Origin of the sequence: Lentzea indica (genome assembly GCF_012184385.1) — a bacterium.
Classification (GTDB): domain Bacteria; phylum Actinomycetota; class Actinomycetes; order Mycobacteriales; family Pseudonocardiaceae; genus Lentzea; species Lentzea indica.
In genome coordinates this window covers 1-17,440 of record NZ_VSRL01000047.1, presented here as the reverse complement: position 1 = coordinate 17,440, position 17,440 = coordinate 1, and the positions used below count along the sequence as shown (strand labels likewise).

Sequence of the window (17,440 nt, the reverse complement as noted above, 5' to 3'; positions counted from 1 at the left end):
CAAACAACTCCGGTGAGAGCGGGTCAAGGCGTGAACACGAGCAGGGATCGCGTGGACGTGGTGCCAGACGTCTTGGCCCGCGCGCTCAGATTTGGTGTGGCGTGCGAAGGGCGTGGAGCGATGCGCCGACGGCTGCACCCACGGTGTGTCAGCCGAGCACCACCCGGCGGGCCGCAGCTGGATGGTCGACCGTGGCACGGTTCCGGCCGGACGCCGGGATGGCACGGTCCCGCAGCTGCCTGATCTCCTCGACCTTCTCCGGCGCCGACCGCAGCAGTGGGATGACGTTGCGGAAGCAGCTCAGGTAGTAGTCCTCGCTGACGTTGTGGTCGCCGATCCGGATCGCCTCGTGGCAGATCTCGGTCACCGCCGACTGGATGTCGGAGCCGGCGAACCCGTCGCTGATCCTCACCAACTCGTCAACCAGGTCAGGCTCGACCGGCGTCCGCAGGTACTTGCGCAGGTAGATCGAGATGATCTCGCGCCGTTCGTCGGGCTCGGGCAGGTCGACGAAGAACATGTCGTCGAAACGGCCGCTGCGCAGCAGTTCCTGTGGCAGTGAGCGAACGTCGTTCGCCGTGGCGACGACGAACACTCTCGCGCGCGATTCCTGCAGCCAGTAGAGGAACTGGCCGACCAGTCGCGTGGTCACCCCGGTCGAGTCGGTACCGGAACCGGCAAGTCCCTTCTCGATCTCGTCGATCCACAGCACGCACGGTGCCACGGTGTCCGCGGTCGCGAGCGCTTCGCGCAGGCGTTTCTCCGACTGGCGACGTACGCGCCGAGCACGGACCCCATGTCCAGCCGGTACAGGGGCAGTTGCCAGTCCGACGCGATCGTCTTGGCGGACAGGGACTTCCCGCAGCCCGGCACGCCGACCAGCAGCACTCCGCGCGGAGCGCGGATGCCCCGGTCGCGCAGGTCCATGGTGAGCAGGTCGCGCTTGCGGTCCAGCCACTGCCGCAACCCGGTGAGGCCTCCGACCTCGTACTCACCTGGGCGCAGCATGACGCGTTCGATGCCGGAGAGTTCGCTGAAGATCGAGTCCTTGGCCCGGCTGAGCTCCACCAGGTCGGCTTTGGTGATCTCCTTCTTCACCACGAACGTGGCGAGGATGTTCAGCGCCTCGGTCTTCGTGACGCCCGCGAGGATCGATGCCGCCTGCTCGTAGTCGGCCGGACTCCACTCGATGCGGATGTCGGTGGCGTACGGGCGGAGGAACTCCTTGATCGCGTGGTGCATCTCGTCGAAGTCGGGGAGGTCGAGCCGCACCGACATGCCCATGCGCTGCAGCGTGTTCCAGACCGGGTCGGACGTGATGATCACGATGCAGCCGCCGTGCTCCTCTGCGAGCGTGGCCAGGTCGGCGAACCGCCGCGACACGTCGTTGTCGTCGGCGAGGTGCTGCACGTCGGTGAAGACGATCGTGAGGTTCGACCTCGACTGGAACCACTCGCCGGCGAGGTCGAGCGCGCCCAGCAACGACTTGTCTTCGCTGATGACGGTCCTGGTGCGCAGGTCGCGCAACCCCTGGCTGAGGGTGTGCACGAGGACGTCGAGCTGCTTCTCGCGGGCCAGTTCGCCGAGTGCGTCCAGCACGCGGGCGCGTTCGACGGTGCGGATGGAGACGAACGGGATCCGGGCGAGCAGGTACGACTCGACGCGGGCCTTGGTCTCCGCTCCGTTGGGCATGTGGTTCTCCGATGCTCAGATGATCACTCGCCGGCCAGGGCTCTGCCTGCCCGGCGCCGGGGGAGGGGACGGCGTCAGCGCGGCCGTCAGCCGGTTCGCGCGCACCACCGCTTGCAGCTCTATCGGCGCGTGCCGGACCGAGTCCTCAAGGCTGCGCTGCGAGGACCGCACCGTCTCGTCCAATGCGGACGCGAGCTCGTCGCGCAACACCGGCGGCATCGCGGGGAGCGCGCAGAGCCGGTGCAACGGCGTGAGCCGGTGCGGGCACTCGTCATCGCCGACGCCAGGGCGTGCACCGCCCGCCCCGGATCTCCGGCGAGCGTGCCGAGGTCGCGCTGGAACGCGTCCGCCCAGCGGCGCTGCCGTCGAGCGAACGCATCGGAGACGTGCCGCAGCAACCGTTCCTGCACGTGTGGGCCCATCTGCTCGTCGATCGGCGCGAGGTGCTCGGCGGGCAGGTCGGTTCCCTCGGCGAACGCGTCGAGCCACGCGCGCCAGTCCGTGTACGGGCCGGGAGCGGGGCGCATCGGGTCACCGCCTCCGGTGGCGGTCGAGGAACTCCGCGGGCGGCAGGAGGTCCCACTCGGGCAGCTCCAGCGCGATGTCCCGTTCGGCGACACCGTGGCGTGGAGTGGTCGCCGGCTGGTTCGTGGTCTGGTCCTGGCTGTGGGCTGGACCCGGCATGGTCAGGCTCCTCGCAGCTGATCGGGTGCGGTGGCGACGAAGGCGGTCGCGGTGAGTCCTTCCGCGAAGGTGCGCAGCGACTGCGCCTTCGCGATCTCCCGCTGCCACTCGCCGCGCAGGTCCACGAGTTCGGCGACGGCCCCGCGCAGCCGTACGACGGCAGCGACGCGGCGCTGGTCACCCTTGCGGCGGATCTCCGCCCGGCGAGCGGGGAGAGCTCGCAGGTCGAAGGCGGCCCACATGCCCAGCGCCGCCGCCACGAACAGAAGGAACAACGCGAACCCGCCGGCTCCGCCGACCGCCGAGAAGAACGCGACCAGCAGCGCCAGGCCGCCGAAGACGGAGGCCGCCTGCGCGGCACCGCTCATCCGCACCTCGCTGACGGCCTTCGCGGTCTCCCGGTCGATGTGCTCGGAAAGCGAGCCGACCAGCTGCTGCTCGTCGGTGGCGCCGTCCACCCATCCGGTCCAGCCCTCGGCACGCAGTTCGACGCGCGCCGGCATCGATGCGATGTTGCCCGCTTCGAGCCTGCCCGCGCCCTGCACCAGCCAGTCGCGCGCCAGCGCCAGCGTGAACCGCTGGGTGCCGGGGGAGGCGCCCGCCCGGTCGCCGTGCAGCGCGGCATTGCTGAGCAGCGTGAGGAAGTCGACCGTCTGTTCGTGCAGCGGGTCTTCCGCGGTCATCACCTTGTTCGCCACGTCGTGGTCGCCGTTCGCGTTCACGACGGCCTGCAGCCAGGCTTCCTTCTTGCGATACGGGGCTTCCTCGGCGTCGAAGTCGCGCACCAGCCCGTCGAGGATGTTGTCCACCCGAGCGTGGAGATCTTGGCTCTGCGGCACCGGGCCGTCGAACGTGGCGCGCAGCATCTCCTCCGCCGCGCCGTGCACGGTCGCGCCTTCGAGCATGTCCTTGAGCTGTGGCCAGGTCGGGCTGAGCACGGGCAGCAGCTGGTAGCGCGGATCGACCGGGCGGCGCATCGTGTCGAGCATCTTCGCCCAGCGGTCGACCTGTCTGTCCACAGTGTCCTGTTCCTGGCTCAGTCGCCCGTACCACTCGGACATCTGCTCCAGCAGCATCGGTTTCGCCTCGCGTCCGAACGTGCCGGTCGACACGGCGTCCAGCACGACGACGAACTCCCGGGACAGCTTCGCCGGGTCCTGCCGTGCCGCGTACTGCCGCACCCAGGCGGCGGTCGCCCGGTCGCGCTGGTGACGGCGCAGCACGAGGGCGAAGAACAACGAGGCCTTGTCGTTGTCCCTGCGCAGCGCCTCGCCGATCGCCTTGGTCGCGAGCTCCGGTTCGTCCCTGATCCAGGCGGCGATCGCGATGAGCGCGGGAGTGAGCCAGTAACCGGGGGTGCGCAGCATCAGCTCCTCGGACAGGTCGCGGATCGCGCCCTGCGAGACGATGCCGGCGTCGAGTGCCTGCAACGTGCCGGTGGCGAGCTCGCGCACCTCGGCGAACTTCCCGAACTTGTCGTTGAGCTCCCCGCGCACCTCCAGGATCTGAACCTGGGCCAGCTGGAGGTTCTGCCGCAGCTCGTCCCGCCGGACGTACTCGACGAACTGAGCCTTGAGGCCCAGGAGCTCCTGCTGGGTGCTGTCCTGGTTGCGTTGCACGGTCGACATGGCGTCGTGCAGGACGACCTGCTGGTCGCCGAGCGCCTGCTGGTTCCGTGTCACCTGGTTCAGCGTGCTGACCACCTTGGAGAGGTCGGTCACGGATACGTTGGTCGTGTTCACTGGTCATTCTCCAGGAGAACGGTCGAGCCGTCGGGCCGGACGCATACCAGGCGGTCCGGGTAGACCTCGATGGCGAGGTAGTGGTCGGACTCCGCGAGGGATCGCGCGCGATCCATGCCGTGCGGCAGCGGTTCCCCGGTGCGGTAGTGCGAGATGATCGAGCCGTCCATCGCGAGCGTGTGGACTTCGTACGGTGCGCCGAGGTAGCAGCGTGAGACGATTCCAAGCGGCGTCGCACAGAACTTGTCGGCGAACTCCCGGTGCACGGCGTCGACGAGCTCGCTGACGTCGACCGTGCCCACCTTGCCGGAGGCGTCGAGTCCCTGCAGCGAGCGCAGATAACGAGCCGAGCGACGCTCGGCGAGCACCTTCGTCCCCGCTCTGGCGGTCGATCCGGTTGTCCGTCCGATCCGCGCGGCGGAGTCGGATCTGTTGTTCATCAGTGGCCTCGGCACGCCACCAGCTCCCTCATGTCCATCGAGGACGTCACGCGTTCGATGCCGGTCTCATCGAACACAGCTGAAAAACCATTACGTCAGGGGGTATTTCCGCCGAACAGTCACTCGACCGGAGCAACGTTCAACGGGAGAACACCATCAGCCACGCCACGGTCAGCGCGGCCAGTGCCCACAGAACGACGTTGAGCACCTGCGCACCGCGCGCTATCCGGTGCGGTAGCGGCAACCTGGGGCGGCACGCTTGCCCGTCATCGGTGATCAGCTCTCGCACCAGCACCGATCCGGATTTGTCCGCACGGCCGTACACCTCGACACCGGTGCCCTCCGCAGGCAGGCCGTGCGGCAACGAACCGCTGACGCGACATGGATGTTCGGTACCGGTCACGTCCTTGACCCAGAAGGGCTGCACGTCGATCACGCCGGGTCTCGGCACCCAGCGGTGCAGAGCGAACGTCACCGCCGTGACCACTGTGATGACCACAATGGCCTTGGCCAGCAACGACACACCGCCCACCACCGGGCTGAACGCCACCTCGGCGACGGTGAGCGCGGCGCACCCCCAGGCGGCGAGAGTCGTGCTTCGTCTCATGGGAGGTTCCTGACGGACGACGCCGATCCGGGTGATGGTGCCGACCGTCACCCGGCCCGGGACGCGCTGGTCCGTCAGATCTCCCGCTGCGGGACGGTCGCCGGTCATCGTGCTCTCCTCGTCATGCGAGAAACATCGCGCGAGGTGGTGGCGATTGTTTCTGGTGGATGTGGCTTCGGGAAGGATGGACCGGCATGGACGACGCCGAGAACACCGGTGTGACAAGGGAGAACGCGAGCCTGTCGCGAGTTCCGCTGTGGGGACCGGCGCCAGGGCCCGATACACCGGCACCGCCCAGTTCGCCGGCGGCACGGATGTACGAGGCCCCGCCTGAACAGCCCTCGGGGGACGCGCCCACGCAGTTCACCGGCGGGTCCGTGACGCCGAAGGTCGCGCGGAGACCCATGGAGGGCAAGGCGATCGTCGCGGCCGCGGTCGTGTCGTTCGTGGTCGTCGCCGCCGTGGTGGTCGTGAGCTACGTGCGCGGCGAGAGTCGATCCACTGCCGAGCCGGACGTCGCCGGGGCGCCAGTCCCTGCGACGTCGAATAGATATGACCACCTCACCACGACCGCGACGCCACCGATGAGATACACGACCACTCGTCCGTCCACTTCGGTGTCCAGTTCTCCCTTCACTCCGGTGGGCTACCGCAAGGTGACCGGTCCGAACGGGGTTTTCGTCTCGATCCCGCAGACGTGGACGGTCGCCGCGGGCAGTCAGCCGACCAACCATCAGGCCGACGATCCCGCTACGCCGGGCAGTGTCGTGCGCTACGGCGCAAGCACTTCCGAGGCTCGGCCGCTCTACGAGGCCGTCGCGGCCAACGAGTCCGGGGTGAAGACCGGGTACCAGCGGATCAAGCTGGCCACCGTGTCGTCCAGCGCCGAGGTGGTGGAGTGGGAGTTCCTGTACACGGCAGAAGGTGTGCAACGGCACGCGTTCGCGCGTTACTGGCGCCGAGCAGGTCTGGACTACATCGTCTACGGCGCCTCGAACGCCACCGACTGGACGCAGATGCAGCAGGTCGTCTACATCCTGGTGTCCTCGGCGGGACCGACCGTCTGATTGTCCGATGAGGACGGTGCTCATCGGACCAGCGGCGTGAACCCGGCCCAGCACTCGATCTGCTCCTCGCTGAACCCGTCCGCCGGAACCATCCTCCTGAGCTCCTCCGGCATGGTGTCCGGGAGAACGCGGCCGAGGTCGAGCATCCACAACTGGGTCTGGCGCAACGCTTCCGCGGCCGGCAACCCCTCGTTGAGGCGGTGGTAGAACATGTACATCAGGTGCGCGGTGGCGCGCCCGGACAGCACCCACCACAGCGCACCGACGACAGTCCGCGCGCCGATCGCGAGGAATGTCGTCGCGAGGCTGAGCGCCTCGTCGTAGTCGACACCGGACACGTTCGTGGTGCAACAGGCGAGGTTCACCAGTCCCAGCGGCAGGACGTCGATCGGGCTGATGTCGAGCAGCGTGCGCGCCGACAGCGGCCCTGAGGCCAGGTTCACCTGTGACCGCAACGGTTCCCGCATGTCCGCCACGGCGTGGCCGGCGAGGTGCAGCAGCGGCAGCGGTTCCGCGAGCAGCCGAACCACGTCGTCGGCCGTGCCCGCACCGTCCTGCGCCGGCTGCCACCTCCGCGGCATCGCCGTGTGACTGCCGAGGAAGAGACCGCCAGGGTAGAACGAGGCACGGATGCCGAGAGCCTCGGTGGCACCGGCGAGCAGGTCCCGGGCCGGATTGCCGACGATCACCGCCGTGCCGGCGGTGACTTCGTCGCGTGCGACCACATCGCAGAACATCCGCGCGGATGGTGTGTACGAGATCGTGACGTCCTGGACCAGGTGACTGCCGTCCTGCCCGGCCGCATGCCACGGGATCATGCCCAGTGCTCCGACCGGTACCAGCACGATCTTCTCCGCGATGGCCTTCAGCTCCGTGCCTGCGGCTTCCCAGGCCCACGCGCAGATCTCTCGCAGTTCCTCCCGCCAGCGCAGGAACTCCGGCCCGGTCCGCGACTCCGCCTCGTGCCAGGCCTCGTAGGCCTTCTGGTACCGCGCGACCAGGGAGTCCTCGCCGACCTCGAGCCGGCGCATCGGGATCGCGTACGGTTCCGCGTCTGCTGGCACCACCACGACCGTACCGTCGTACCGCGCGTTGCCCGGCAGCAGGTACACCAATGCGTCGGAACCGTGCTGCCGCAACGCTTTCCTGATCTCCGCAAGCGATGGCGAGGTGATGAGGGCGAGTGGTTCCTCGTCCAGGACCCGTACCACCTCGCGCCGCAGTCCGCCCCCAGCTGTCCTCCGCCGCGTCGGAGCCGGGGATGAGCGAGGCGTCCTGGCCACCCGCCTCCGCCCACTTCCGCGCGAGGTCGTGGTGCCCGGCGTCGACGAGGTGGCGGGTGATGGCGCGGCCGGTGCCTGCTGCCTTGAGCACCAACCCCCTGCGTGCGTCCACCACCCGAACGAGGTCGTCCATCGCGTCGTCGGCGAGACACCAGGAAACCAGCTCGTCCGCGACCTTGGTTGCGTTGCGCGCCATCTCGACCGCGTGCCCGGCGTCTGCCTGCTGCAGCACGGTCCACGCGGCGTGTGCGAGCAGATCGAGGCCGTGCTTCCGTGAGCGGGTACGGTCACCACGGTCGTTGCGGCGCCGCAACAGGCGTTCCTGAGTGTGTGTCGCCGTCTGGACGTCGTGCCGGGCCGGACTACGAGCCGGGCGCTATGAGCGCACGGTCAGGGCACGATGGCAGTCGGCGTCGCGCTGGTCACCATCGATGTGTGGCCTCGCGCTGTGGGTCTGGGTGTCCACGCGCCCGGCGGTCGGCGAGCATGTGCCGAGCCTCCAGGACGTGCTCGCCGACTTTCGCGAACCAGGTGGTCACCGAGTCACTGCTCCTGGTCACCTTCCCCGACTCGTACAACACCCACATCGGCGGGTCCGGTTCGTCCAGATCACTGCCGTCGACCACGAGGTAGACGTACGAGCCGCCCTCGGTGACCACCAACATGTCTGCTGGGTCCCGCATCCCGTGCGGGATCCCGCGCTCGTCGGCCTCGTCCACACACCACCCGGCATGCTCCCTGACCTCCGCATCCACCATGCGGACGCCGAACGTGGTGCCTGGCAGCCACGCACCGCCCTGCTTGCCCATGATTCGCAGGATCTCCCGTACTGCGGCGGGAACCATCCGCACGCCCTGGGCCGCGGCCCAGGCATCGATCTCCTCGTCGGACGCTCCCTTGACCATGTCAGCACGGAAACCGCCGGCCACGACGTCCTCGAAGACGCCACGAACCCTGGCCACCGCCGCAGCGTCGTTGTCGTCCACCACAGGGCCCTCCGCTTCGACCAACATCCACCAACACCCCGGCCGAAACGACCGCCACGCCACCAACGGTGGACGAGACCCAACGTCAAGCCAGATCCGGTCGCGTCAGAGTGATGAGCGTGCGTTCGCGTGCCGCACAGCACCAGACAGTGACTGAGCTGGCACCAGCAACGTTGGCAGTGGCCGTTTGGTGACAAGAACATCTGGACGCAGGTGCCGGCTACGGCCGGCAACACGGGTTGGCCGAAGTTGTGCCCCTGTCGGCAGCCACCACACACGGGACGTGCCGGGCGGCAGGGCGCGTAGAACGGGTTCGACGATCGTGTCCCACAACCAGCCCGGTATCTCGGTGACCACCCGTTGCCGGTATAGCGGTCCGCTGATGTGACCGGTATCGAGCTGGGTTTCGAGTAATTCGTCGGCCTGGACGAGCACGTCCATCCAGGTGAGGTCAGGCAGCTGCACGATCTCCGCGTCACCAGGGCCGTCGTACCGCTCAACGTATCCGTAGACCCGCTGTAGCAACTGTTCGAAGTCCATACACACCTCGTGCTGACAGCGATGCTGTAATTATCAGATCCGGCGGAACCGTTGGCTGGATCACCACAGGGGAGACTCGGCATGTCATTCGATGAGTTGCTGCGGCGAGTACGGCAACGCGTCGAGGACTGTCAGCGTCTGGGCCAGGCTGACGGTATCGTGGCGGATTCGGCCGCGACGGACGCCATCGGGTTGTGGCAGGCCGCCCAACCGTCCGACCCCGAGCGCCCTACCCCCGAGGACGATCAGCGTCTGGCGATGGCTCGCCACGCGCTGGGATGGCTGTCACACCTTCGCTGGACCGCCCAACCGACACCGGATAATGTTCACGCCTTCATTGATACGGTGGTGTTCCTCGCGCCCGTTGCCAACACTCCGGCGTCGATTCCCGAACCGCTGCGTCAACTTCTCGGGCCGACCGCCGATGTCGGCAAGCAGGTCGGCCTCGCTCTTGGCCTGGCCGACGAGGCGAGAAGCACATCCGATCTGCGGCTGCTCGACACTGCCGTCATCCTGTTGAGCACCGCCCTGGCCACCACCCCCGCGACTCATCCCGGCCGGGCCGACGTGCTGTGGGACCTTTGCGTCGCCCATGACCAACGCTATGGAAGCACCGGGAGTCTGGCCGACCTGGACCAGGTAATCGACCTCGGTGAACAGGTCGTGGCCACCACGGCCACAGCCCATCCCGGCTGGATCCGCAGAATGGCGCAGCTCGGCGTTTGGTATGGCACACGGTTCCAGCGCACGGGGGTACTGGCGGATCTGGACCGTGCCATCGATCTTGCCGAACGAACCTTGGACCTCATTCCCGTCGGCGATCCCGATCATGCCCGAACGCTGTCCAACCTTGGCATCTCCTTCGAGGAGCGATATCGGCACACCCAGACGCTGGCACACCTGGACCTTGCCATCGACTACGGCGAACGGGCCGCCTCCGCCATACCCGCCGATCACCCCGACCGGGGCCGAATGCTGTCCATGCTCGGCGCCAACTACCAACGACGGTTTCAGCGCACGAACGTGTTGGCGGATCTGAACCGTGCCGTCGAACACGCCGAGCAGGCTCTCGAACCCACTCCCTCGGGCCACCCCGATCATTCGTCGATCCTGTCCGATCTCAGCGACGCCTGCAGATCCCGGTTCAAGCGTGTTGGTGCGGTCGCCGACCTGGACCGGGCCATCGACTACGGCGAACGGGCAGTGGCCGAGACGCCGACAACACATCCCCATCACGCGGGGCGCCAGATCGCCCTCAGTTTCGTCTACCAACAGCGGTTCGAACGAGTGGGCGTTCTGGCGGATCTGAACCGTGCCATCGAACTCGCCGAGCAGGCCGAGAAACGTGTCCCCACACACCATCCGGAACACCATTCGATACTGGCCGGATTCTGCATCGCCTACAGATTCCGGTTCGAGCGCACGAGTGAGAAGGCGGACCTGGACCGTGCAATCGAGTACGGCGAACAAGCCGTGACGACGACCGATGCAGACCAACCCGGCCATGGCGGAAATCTGATCAACCTCGCCCTCGCCTACTTTCGCCGCTTCCAACACGCGGACGCGGCGGACGATGTGGCTCGTGCGATCGACTACGGCGAACGAGCTGTGCTCGTCGCGGCCGCCGATCCAGTCGACCGCGCGATGCGACTGACCACTCTCGGCACGATCTACCATCAGCGGTTCGAACGCACGGATACGCTGGCTGATGCTAATCGTGGGATCGATCTCGGCGAACAGGCCGTGGAGCTTGTCCCAACCGGCCATCCCGAACGTGCGATTCCCTTGTCCGCGCTTAGCTACGCCTACCATTCCCGGTTCAGGCGTGCGGGCGCGGTGGCTGATGTGGATCGTGCGATCGACCGCGGCGAACAGGCTGTGGCCGCGACCCCGGCAGACCATCCCGATCGCGGCATGAGCGTTTCCAACCTCAGCCTTGCATATCGTGGCCGGTTCGAACACACCGGTATGTTGGCCGACCTGGACCGCGCCATCGACTACGGCGAACAGGCCGTGGCTCTCACGTCCACCGAGCATCCCGACCGCACGGTGCCGCTCGCGAACCTCGGCAGCAGTTATCTCCTGCGCTTCGAACACACCGGTGTCTCGGCTGACCTGGATCGCGCCATCGACTGCGACGAACAGGCCGTGGCCACGGCAGACCACCACAATCACGTGGGCTACCTGACCAATCTCAGCGTCGCCTACCTCCGCCGGTTCCAGCGCACGGGCGTGTTGACGGACCTGGACCACGCCATCGACGGCAATGAACGAGCCGTGGACGCGACCCCGGCGGACCACCCTGACCGCGCGATGGGACTGTCCAATCTCGGCATCGTTTACCTCTTACGGTTCGAGCGCACGGGTGCGCCGGCGGACCTGGGCCGCGTCATCGAATGCGGCGAACAGGCCGTGGCAGCGGCTCCGGCGGACCATTTCGATCGCGCGGGATACCTGTCCAACCTCGGTAATGCCTACACGACCCGGTTCACGCAGACGAAGGTGATGGCGGACCTGGATCGCGCCATCGACTACAACGAGCAGGCCGTGACCGAGACGCCGACGCACCACCCCCGCCGCGCGATGCGGCTGTCCAATCTTGTGGGCACCTATCTCCTGCGGTTCGAACAATCCGGGCAGGGCGTGGGCCGAGAGACGTTGGCTACGCTGGCCGCGCAAACTGCGGCGGAGACAAGATCCTCACCGCAGTATCGGGTGCAAGCCACCAGCGCGCTGGGACGGCTGGCGCACGCGATGAACGAGGACACCATCGCGGCGGCGCACTTGGACGCCGCGGTGGCGATGGTGCCGCTGGTCGCACCCTGGGAAAGTGGCTTGGCGGACCAGGAACACCGGCTCGCCGTGCACGGGGATCTGGCAGGGGAAGCGGTAGCAGTCCACTGCGCGCTCGGCAATCCTGTCACTGCGGTGGAGGCTGCCGAATTGGCCCGTGGTGTCGCACTCGCCGCCCAGATGGACTCCCGAACAGACCTCACCGACCTCGACCGAGCCCATCCTGAGCTGGCCACCAGTTTCCGCCGCGTCCGCGATGGCCTCACCGCGTCCACCGACATCGTCAACAGCACGACCGGCGGCACCATCAAGGAGATCGACGACCGCAAGCGGCTGTGGGCCGAACACGACGAGCTACTCGCACAGATTCGCCGGCACCCCGCCTTCACTCGATTTCAGCTGCCACCGCGCTTCGCCGACCTGCGTCCCGCCGCAGGCGAGGCGGTCGTGCTCGTCAATGCCGGCCCACGCCGAGGCGACGCCGTCATCATTACCAGCGAAGCCGTGCCTGTACACATCGGATTGCCCGGCCTCGCCGCCGACGACGTGCACTCTCAAACCCGGGAACTGCTGGACGCCATCGATGACGGTTCCCCCATCTCCGGAGTTCTGCGCCGCAAGCGCGTCGTCCCCAACGTCCTCGGCTGGCTGTGGGACGCCGTCGTCGAACCCGTCCTGGGCGTCCTCCCAACCACGACCGGGGCCGGCGAGACACTGCCGCGAGTGTGGTGGATGCCCGTGGGACTGCTCGGCCTGTTGCCGCTGCACGCCGCCGGTCACCCTGGGGTTCCCGGGGCCCTCGACCGGGTGGTGTCCTCCTACACCCCAACCTTGCGGGCGCTGGCCCACACCCGTGCGCAGCCGCCGGCCATCGCCCGCCGCCAGCTCACCGTTGCCCTTGCCCAGACTCCCGGCCTGCCCGATCTACCCGGTACCACGGCCGAGGCCGCGACTCTTCATGCTCATCACTCCGACACCCCGCCCTTGGTAGACCATGCAGCCACCACCGGCCATGTCCTCGCAGCGTTATCTCAGGCCACGTGGGCTCATTTCGCATGCCACGCCAGCGCCAACCTCACCGCCCCTTCCCACAGTGGACTGAGCCTGCACGACGGCCCGCTGCGCGTGCCGGACATCAGCCGTCTCCAATTGCCCCACGCCGAACTGGCCTATCTGTCGGCCTGCTCCACCGCGCGCAGCGGTCGGCAGTTTGCCGACCAAGCCCTTCACCTGGCGTCCGCCTTCCAACTTGCCGGGTTCCGGCACGTCATCGCCAGCCTGTGGCCGCTCAATGACCACATCGCCGCCACCGCCGCAGCCGCCTTCTACGACCGGCTACCAGCCACGCCCACAGCCGACCGTGCTGCCTTCGCCTTACACGCCGTCACCCAGGACCTCCGCGTCGAATATCCCGACCGCCCCGACCTGTGGGCAGCACTCATTCACAGCGGCGCATAGCCGGCCTGATAGTGGCCGTGATCGGGTTCGTTCTCCATGTGCTGGAAGATGGCGTTCGTCTCCTGTGGTCGCCGCACAGCGACTCACACGGGTTGGTCAAGCCCAGCAAGAGCTGACCGTGCGACTCGCAGGAGGGGGATTCCTGGGGCGGCGTAGGCCGCTTTGGTCAGTCCTGAGCACTCCCAGTCACCCTCGGGCGGGCCATCACCGCCCCGCACATGGCGCTCGCCGAGCTGCTTGCAGGCGGACCTCACAGCCGCGACCGCAGCTGCCAGTGCGACGTTTCGGACTTCTCCAGCCTGCGCTTGATCGTCACGCCGTCCTCAGTGGACAAACCGGGCCGGTACCGGCGGCGGGCAGGAATTGGGGCTGGTTGCCACATCGTGTGGGCTGCGACCGGAACACTGACCGGCAGCCGGATGACGGAGCGCGGGCCCGATGCCAGATCGGCGGAGTCGAAAACGAGCAACCGGCTCGTCGTGCTGTGGCGGCCGAGAACCACGAGCCATTCGTCCGTGCTGGCCTGATCACGGCTCCGGGTGTTGATTCCCGTGTGGGACAAGACTCTGCCAGGATCGTGTCCTGTTTGGACGCGACGTTGCGGTGGATCGGCGGCGTCCCGACCTATGGGCTGATCGACAACGAGAAGACCGTGTCGGTCGACCACGTCGCAGGGATGGCGGTGCGATCCGGAGATCGTCGAGGTCGGCGGGCACTACGGGATGACCCTGTGTCCCGGCCGATCCGCAGTCCAAGGGCGGGGCGGAGGCCCGGCAGGGCGGCCACCCGTGCCACGAGTTCCAGCTGCAGCGGGGACACCGTGGCGGCGAGGGTGCTGAGCACCTCGTCGACCGTCCAAACCGGAAGACCTGCAGTGACCTGGTGCGCCCGAGCTGAGCATCACAAGGTCTGGCCGGCCAGAAAGCTGATCGCTGCCGAAACGAGTTAGCACAGACCGTGACGGACACACCGATATGAGGCTCGTCCACCTGACAAGCCTTCAGCACCGCAGCGTTTCGCGCGAGATCAGCCATTACGCGTCCAGATCCCCGTTCATCATGATGGCACCCGGCGCGTCACTCCCGACGGCCGCACCGCTCCGCCAGTCCATTATGGACTGGCACCTGCGCCCGGACGCCGGCAACTCGTAGCCACCGGCCGAACCGCGTCGAGGTAAGAGCAGCAGCACGACCAGGAGCACGAGCATCAGTACGATGAGGATCGCGGCCACCGCCTTCCACCATCCGGCCCAGGCTTGCCTGCGCGCGGGCCCGGTCTCTGGTTGGACCTCGGTCTGGGCTCTGCGTCGCTCGACTTCGTCGAGCAGTCTGCGGATCTCCTCGCGTTCCGAGCTCGTGGTGGCGTTGGCACGCCAGTCCTCCAGCTCGCGGGTCGCACTCCTGAACGATCCGGCCGCGATCATCCGCTGTACTCGATCGAGTCGCTCGGTCCTGTCAGGCCGATACGACCACGGCGTCACACGAGATCGCTGCGCTGCCCGCCAGACCTCGCCACGCCGGGCTTCCTCGGCCCTCAACCATCGGGCGGCATCTTCCAAGGCCCAACACAGATCACGCGTGTCCGCGGTTGCTGCGACCATGATCCCGCACAACGCGCAGAGGTCCTTGACCAGACTCCGGATCTCCGCAGTCCGCTGAGAACGCTCGTCCGGGAGGGCTTTCTCCACGAAGCACAGCGTTTTCGCCAGGCCGCCGACCTCGTCGCCGGACGGTAACGGCCCGGCACCCCGGTACAGGACGATTTCCGCCAAGGCCACCCTGGCGCGCTCCAGTCGCGGCGTCGCCGCACGCCGTATGGCCTCGGTCCGGATGTCCTCGCCGACGTCCCACTCGTCGAGCAACGCCAGCAGGTCAACGTCCCTCCGCCGTGCGGCCAGCTCGGCCTGTGGTTGGAGCAGCGCCCGCGGAAGGGTGGCACGCAGTTCGTCCAGATCGACGGCGTCGCCCGCACGGCGCCGCACGTGGTGCCAGAATCCCTCGTGCGCAAGCGCCACCCGCCACTTCGTTGCGGCCTCGCGCCACGCCGCCTTACGGGCCGCCTTACGGCGCCACACCTCCTCACGGCGCTCGCCCCGCAGCAGCCACAGGCCCTCCAGGTACAGCACGGTGGCGTGCGCGCGCACCGCCTCGTTGTGCAACAGGTGGACCACAAAGGGACAGCCACACCCATGAGCCTCGTCCCAGTACCAGAACAGCTCCTCGGCCAAACGCTCGTCGGACGACTTCAGCGCGTACATGGCTCGGTCGAGGAGTTGCCGCGTCACGCGCGGCGGCGGCAGCCAGAGATCCGAACCCACCACCACGTTGCCCTGAGGGCGCATGTCGGCCGATATCCCCAGCCTTGGCCAATCTGCCAGGTCGATGTCGGCCAGTATCCCCAGCCTTCGCCAGTCAGCCTGGTCGATGTCGGCCTGAGTCTCCAGCCACATGATCCGAAACGGACTGCGCGCATACAGATCGGGCCCGGCGATCCGCAGCAGATGGGCGACGACGCTCACGCTCCTCAGCGTGCCGCCTGAGCGACGTTCTGTGACCCGCTATGGCAACAACAGGACGCCCGGTGACGATCCAGGGCACGGCAAGCGCCACAAGGCGGGCCATAGCCCGCCCCGCCACCAACGAGGCCAACCGTAGACGCTATGAAGTGGTGTGCACGCGAGCTCGCCAACGTCGAAGTCTGCCTCCGGCACGCGCACGAGCTGGGTATGCACGATCTCGTGTGGCAGGTGCCGGCCGCGCTGCAGGGCTTCTTCAATCTGAGCAAGCGCGTCGCGGCGCAGTACTCGACGCACGCGCTCGGTCTCACTGCCGCAAGGGAATGCGGTAGCGCGGAGGGAATCGCGTTGATGCACCTCGGGATCAGCGCCGCACAGCGGTTCTGGAAGAACGACGGCCAGGCCATCGATGACGGCCTTGAGGCGCTCGAGGGCTTCCGTGCTCTGAAGAACCGGCGGTTCGAGGGAATCGTGCTGAGCAATGTGGCGATGTCTTACGTCTACATCGGGTGGTTCGGCAAGGCGTACGAGTTCTTCGCGGAAAGCCTGGCGGCCGCCCAGGAGGTAGGTGACCGTCATGCCGAGGCCTGGGCGTTGACCAACCTTGGTGCGGCGCAACGTCGTGACGGCCTGCTCGACGACTCACTGTCGGCCTTGCGGCGTGCGGCTGAGATCCGTACCGCCATCGACGACCTCGACGGCGAGGCGTGGACACGTGCCGAGCTCGGCCGGACCTGTTCGGACCTCGGATTGTCCGATGCGGCCGAGGCGGCTTTTGAGAGGTCGATCGCGCTGCATCTGGCTCACGGCAACACCTACGGTCACGCAAGGGCCCTTGACCAGCTGGGGTCGCATTTCGAGCGGACCGGGCAGCACGACCGGGCGCGGGAGGTCTGGGAGGAGGCGTTGCCGCTCTTCACCGCGCTGCGTGGGTCTGACGCCGCCCGGCTCCGACTCAACCTCGCCAGGCTCGGGCCTGCCAGGTGACCGAGGAGAGCACCTTGCGGAGGCGATGCTGCGCTGGCAGTTCGGCTTCGCTCTACACAGCAGGCCACGCTCCACGCGGAGGTCCAACGAGAACGTCTGAGGACATGTCGGTGTTGTGCCATGGGCGGGGCGAGTTCGACGAGCTTGGTCACGATGTGTCCCGATGTGGGCTGTTTGCCTTGTGCTGCGGTAAGGGGAACTTGGTGGAGGAGACAGCACCGGTAGGGACGTTGGTCCCACCGGCCTCGAGACGTTGAAATCTGCACCGCTGCAGTGATCGGCGGCGGCAACGCCACCGTCACCGCCCTGGCCGTCCAGGCCGCCCGGCACGCGTTCGGCCCGGCACCGCAGTCATGGCCCGAGATGAGGATGTCGTGGGCTCAAGGCACGTTCCCGAGGGCGCGCTGGTCACTCGGGGCAGATCCGGGTTGGGGCAAGGAAAACCCGCGCCCGTCCGGGGCCCGTCAGGCGGCGAAGACGGTGCGGACGACGGACTCGTCGCCGTCGATCTCGACCAGTCCGAGGGCGTGGGCGTCGCTGAGAGTGAGCGCGCCGGCGGCAAGGCCGAGGACGCAGGCGGGGTCGGCGCGGACGGTGGCGTCGAGGTCGCGGCCGTCGTGCGGGCCGACCTCGAAGCCGGAGCGCG

General features: G+C 67.6%; 14 protein-coding genes and 3 pseudogenes. 5 read left to right on the top strand and 12 right to left on the bottom strand.

What is annotated here, in order from left to right:
* Positions 1–148: 148 nt before the first annotated feature.
* The 6 genes and pseudogenes from FXN61_RS57105 to FXN61_RS15725 form a co-directional block, all read right to left on the bottom strand.
* Positions 149–1,692, bottom strand: a pseudogene (locus tag FXN61_RS57105) (AAA family ATPase).
* 119 nt (positions 1,693–1,811) lie between these two features.
* On the bottom strand, positions 1,812–2,219 hold the full coding sequence (locus FXN61_RS15745; RefSeq protein ID WP_167974605.1) for a hypothetical protein: 408 nt from the start codon (positions 2,217–2,219) through the stop codon (positions 1,812–1,814).
* Between the two features lie 4 nt (positions 2,220–2,223).
* Entirely contained in the window at positions 2,224–2,376 is a 153-nt protein-coding gene (locus FXN61_RS15740) for a hypothetical protein (protein WP_167974603.1), read from the bottom strand.
* A gap of 2 nt (positions 2,377–2,378) precedes the next feature.
* The gene (locus FXN61_RS15735; protein ID WP_167974601.1) at positions 2,379–4,097 is read right to left on the bottom strand and encodes a hypothetical protein; all 1,719 of its coding nucleotides are present in this window, start codon (positions 4,095–4,097) and stop codon (positions 2,379–2,381) included.
* Between the two features lie 17 nt (positions 4,098–4,114).
* Positions 4,115–4,558, bottom strand: coding sequence for a hypothetical protein (locus FXN61_RS15730; protein ID WP_188135101.1), 444 nt, complete (start codon positions 4,556–4,558; stop codon positions 4,115–4,117).
* A gap of 139 nt (positions 4,559–4,697) precedes the next feature.
* On the bottom strand, positions 4,698–5,273 hold the full coding sequence (locus tag FXN61_RS15725) for a hypothetical protein (protein ID WP_167974598.1): 576 nt from the start codon (positions 5,271–5,273) through the stop codon (positions 4,698–4,700).
* Between the two features lie 86 nt (positions 5,274–5,359).
* On the opposite strand from FXN61_RS15725, the gene FXN61_RS15720 reads away from it, so the two are divergent.
* Positions 5,360–6,232, top strand: a complete 873-nt coding sequence (locus FXN61_RS15720; RefSeq protein ID WP_167974596.1) for a hypothetical protein — start codon at positions 5,360–5,362, stop codon at positions 6,230–6,232.
* Positions 6,233–6,252: 20 nt separating this feature from the next.
* On the opposite strand, the gene FXN61_RS15715 is transcribed toward FXN61_RS15720, so the two are convergent.
* A complete protein-coding gene (locus FXN61_RS15715; RefSeq protein ID WP_167974594.1) occupies positions 6,253–7,443 on the bottom strand; it encodes a CHAT domain-containing protein in 1,191 nt (396 codons plus the stop codon).
* 100 nt (positions 7,444–7,543) lie between these two features.
* On the opposite strand from FXN61_RS15715, the gene FXN61_RS15710 reads away from it, so the two are divergent.
* Positions 7,544–7,792, top strand: coding sequence for a hypothetical protein (locus FXN61_RS15710; RefSeq protein WP_167974592.1), 249 nt, complete (start codon positions 7,544–7,546; stop codon positions 7,790–7,792).
* A gap of 145 nt (positions 7,793–7,937) precedes the next feature.
* On the opposite strand, the gene FXN61_RS15705 is transcribed toward FXN61_RS15710, so the two are convergent.
* Positions 7,938–8,528 (bottom strand): SMI1/KNR4 family protein, encoded by a 591-nt coding sequence (locus FXN61_RS15705; RefSeq protein WP_167974590.1) that lies wholly within the window; start codon positions 8,526–8,528, stop codon positions 7,938–7,940.
* A gap of 78 nt (positions 8,529–8,606) precedes the next feature.
* The gene (locus FXN61_RS15700; protein ID WP_167974588.1) at positions 8,607–9,041 is read right to left on the bottom strand and encodes a hypothetical protein; all 435 of its coding nucleotides are present in this window, start codon (positions 9,039–9,041) and stop codon (positions 8,607–8,609) included.
* An 81-nt stretch (positions 9,042–9,122) separates the two neighbouring features.
* Here FXN61_RS15700 and FXN61_RS15695 point away from each other — a divergent pair, with 81 nt between their 5' ends.
* Positions 9,123–13,292 (top strand): CHAT domain-containing protein, encoded by a 4,170-nt coding sequence (locus FXN61_RS15695; protein WP_167974586.1) that lies wholly within the window; start codon positions 9,123–9,125, stop codon positions 13,290–13,292.
* 250 nt (positions 13,293–13,542) lie between these two features.
* On the opposite strand, the gene FXN61_RS15690 is transcribed toward FXN61_RS15695, so the two are convergent.
* Positions 13,543–13,854 (bottom strand): hypothetical protein, encoded by a 312-nt coding sequence (locus FXN61_RS15690; RefSeq protein WP_167974584.1) that lies wholly within the window; start codon positions 13,852–13,854, stop codon positions 13,543–13,545.
* Here FXN61_RS15690 and FXN61_RS52170 point away from each other — a divergent pair.
* A pseudogene (locus FXN61_RS52170) lies at positions 13,820–14,063 on the top strand (IS21 family transposase); the annotation flags it as partial. The gene FXN61_RS15690 and the pseudogene FXN61_RS52170 sit on opposite strands and share 35 nt — an antisense overlap.
* Before the next feature lie 262 nt (positions 14,064–14,325).
* On the opposite strand, the gene FXN61_RS15685 reads toward FXN61_RS52170, so the two are convergent.
* A complete protein-coding gene (locus FXN61_RS15685) occupies positions 14,326–15,810 on the bottom strand; it encodes an ATP-binding protein (protein ID WP_167974582.1) in 1,485 nt (494 codons plus the stop codon).
* Between the two features lie 141 nt (positions 15,811–15,951).
* On the opposite strand from FXN61_RS15685, the gene FXN61_RS15680 reads away from it, so the two are divergent.
* Positions 15,952–16,794 carry a tetratricopeptide repeat protein gene (locus FXN61_RS15680; RefSeq protein ID WP_167974580.1) on the top strand — a complete coding sequence of 281 codons (843 nt, stop codon included), beginning with the start codon at positions 15,952–15,954 and terminating at the stop codon, positions 16,792–16,794.
* A 464-nt stretch (positions 16,795–17,258) separates the two neighbouring features.
* Here the strand turns inward: FXN61_RS15680 and FXN61_RS15675 are convergent.
* Positions 17,259–17,440 (bottom strand): annotated as a pseudogene (locus FXN61_RS15675) (winged helix-turn-helix transcriptional regulator); the annotation flags it as partial.

What these genes read in the sequence shown, in the direction of transcription:
- FXN61_RS15730 (WP_188135101.1), bottom strand. Translation starts at nt 4,558, where the DNA reads ATGAACAACAGATCCGACTCCGCCGCGCGGATCGGACGGACAACCGGA.
- FXN61_RS15720 (WP_167974596.1), top strand. Translation starts at nt 5,360, where the DNA reads ATGGACGACGCCGAGAACACCGGTGTGACAAGGGAGAACGCGAGCCTG.
- FXN61_RS15745 (WP_167974605.1), bottom strand. Translation starts at nt 2,219, where the DNA reads ATGCGCCCCGCTCCCGGCCCGTACACGGACTGGCGCGCGTGGCTCGAC.
- FXN61_RS15705 (WP_167974590.1), bottom strand. Translation starts at nt 8,528, where the DNA reads ATGTTGGTCGAAGCGGAGGGCCCTGTGGTGGACGACAACGACGCTGCG.
- FXN61_RS15695 (WP_167974586.1), top strand. Translation starts at nt 9,123, where the DNA reads ATGTCATTCGATGAGTTGCTGCGGCGAGTACGGCAACGCGTCGAGGAC.
- FXN61_RS15725 (WP_167974598.1), bottom strand. Translation starts at nt 5,273, where the DNA reads ATGACCGGCGACCGTCCCGCAGCGGGAGATCTGACGGACCAGCGCGTC.
- FXN61_RS15740 (WP_167974603.1), bottom strand. Translation starts at nt 2,376, where the DNA reads ATGCCGGGTCCAGCCCACAGCCAGGACCAGACCACGAACCAGCCGGCG.
- FXN61_RS15700 (WP_167974588.1), bottom strand. Translation starts at nt 9,041, where the DNA reads ATGGACTTCGAACAGTTGCTACAGCGGGTCTACGGATACGTTGAGCGG.
- FXN61_RS15680 (WP_167974580.1), top strand. Translation starts at nt 15,952, where the DNA reads ATGAAGTGGTGTGCACGCGAGCTCGCCAACGTCGAAGTCTGCCTCCGG.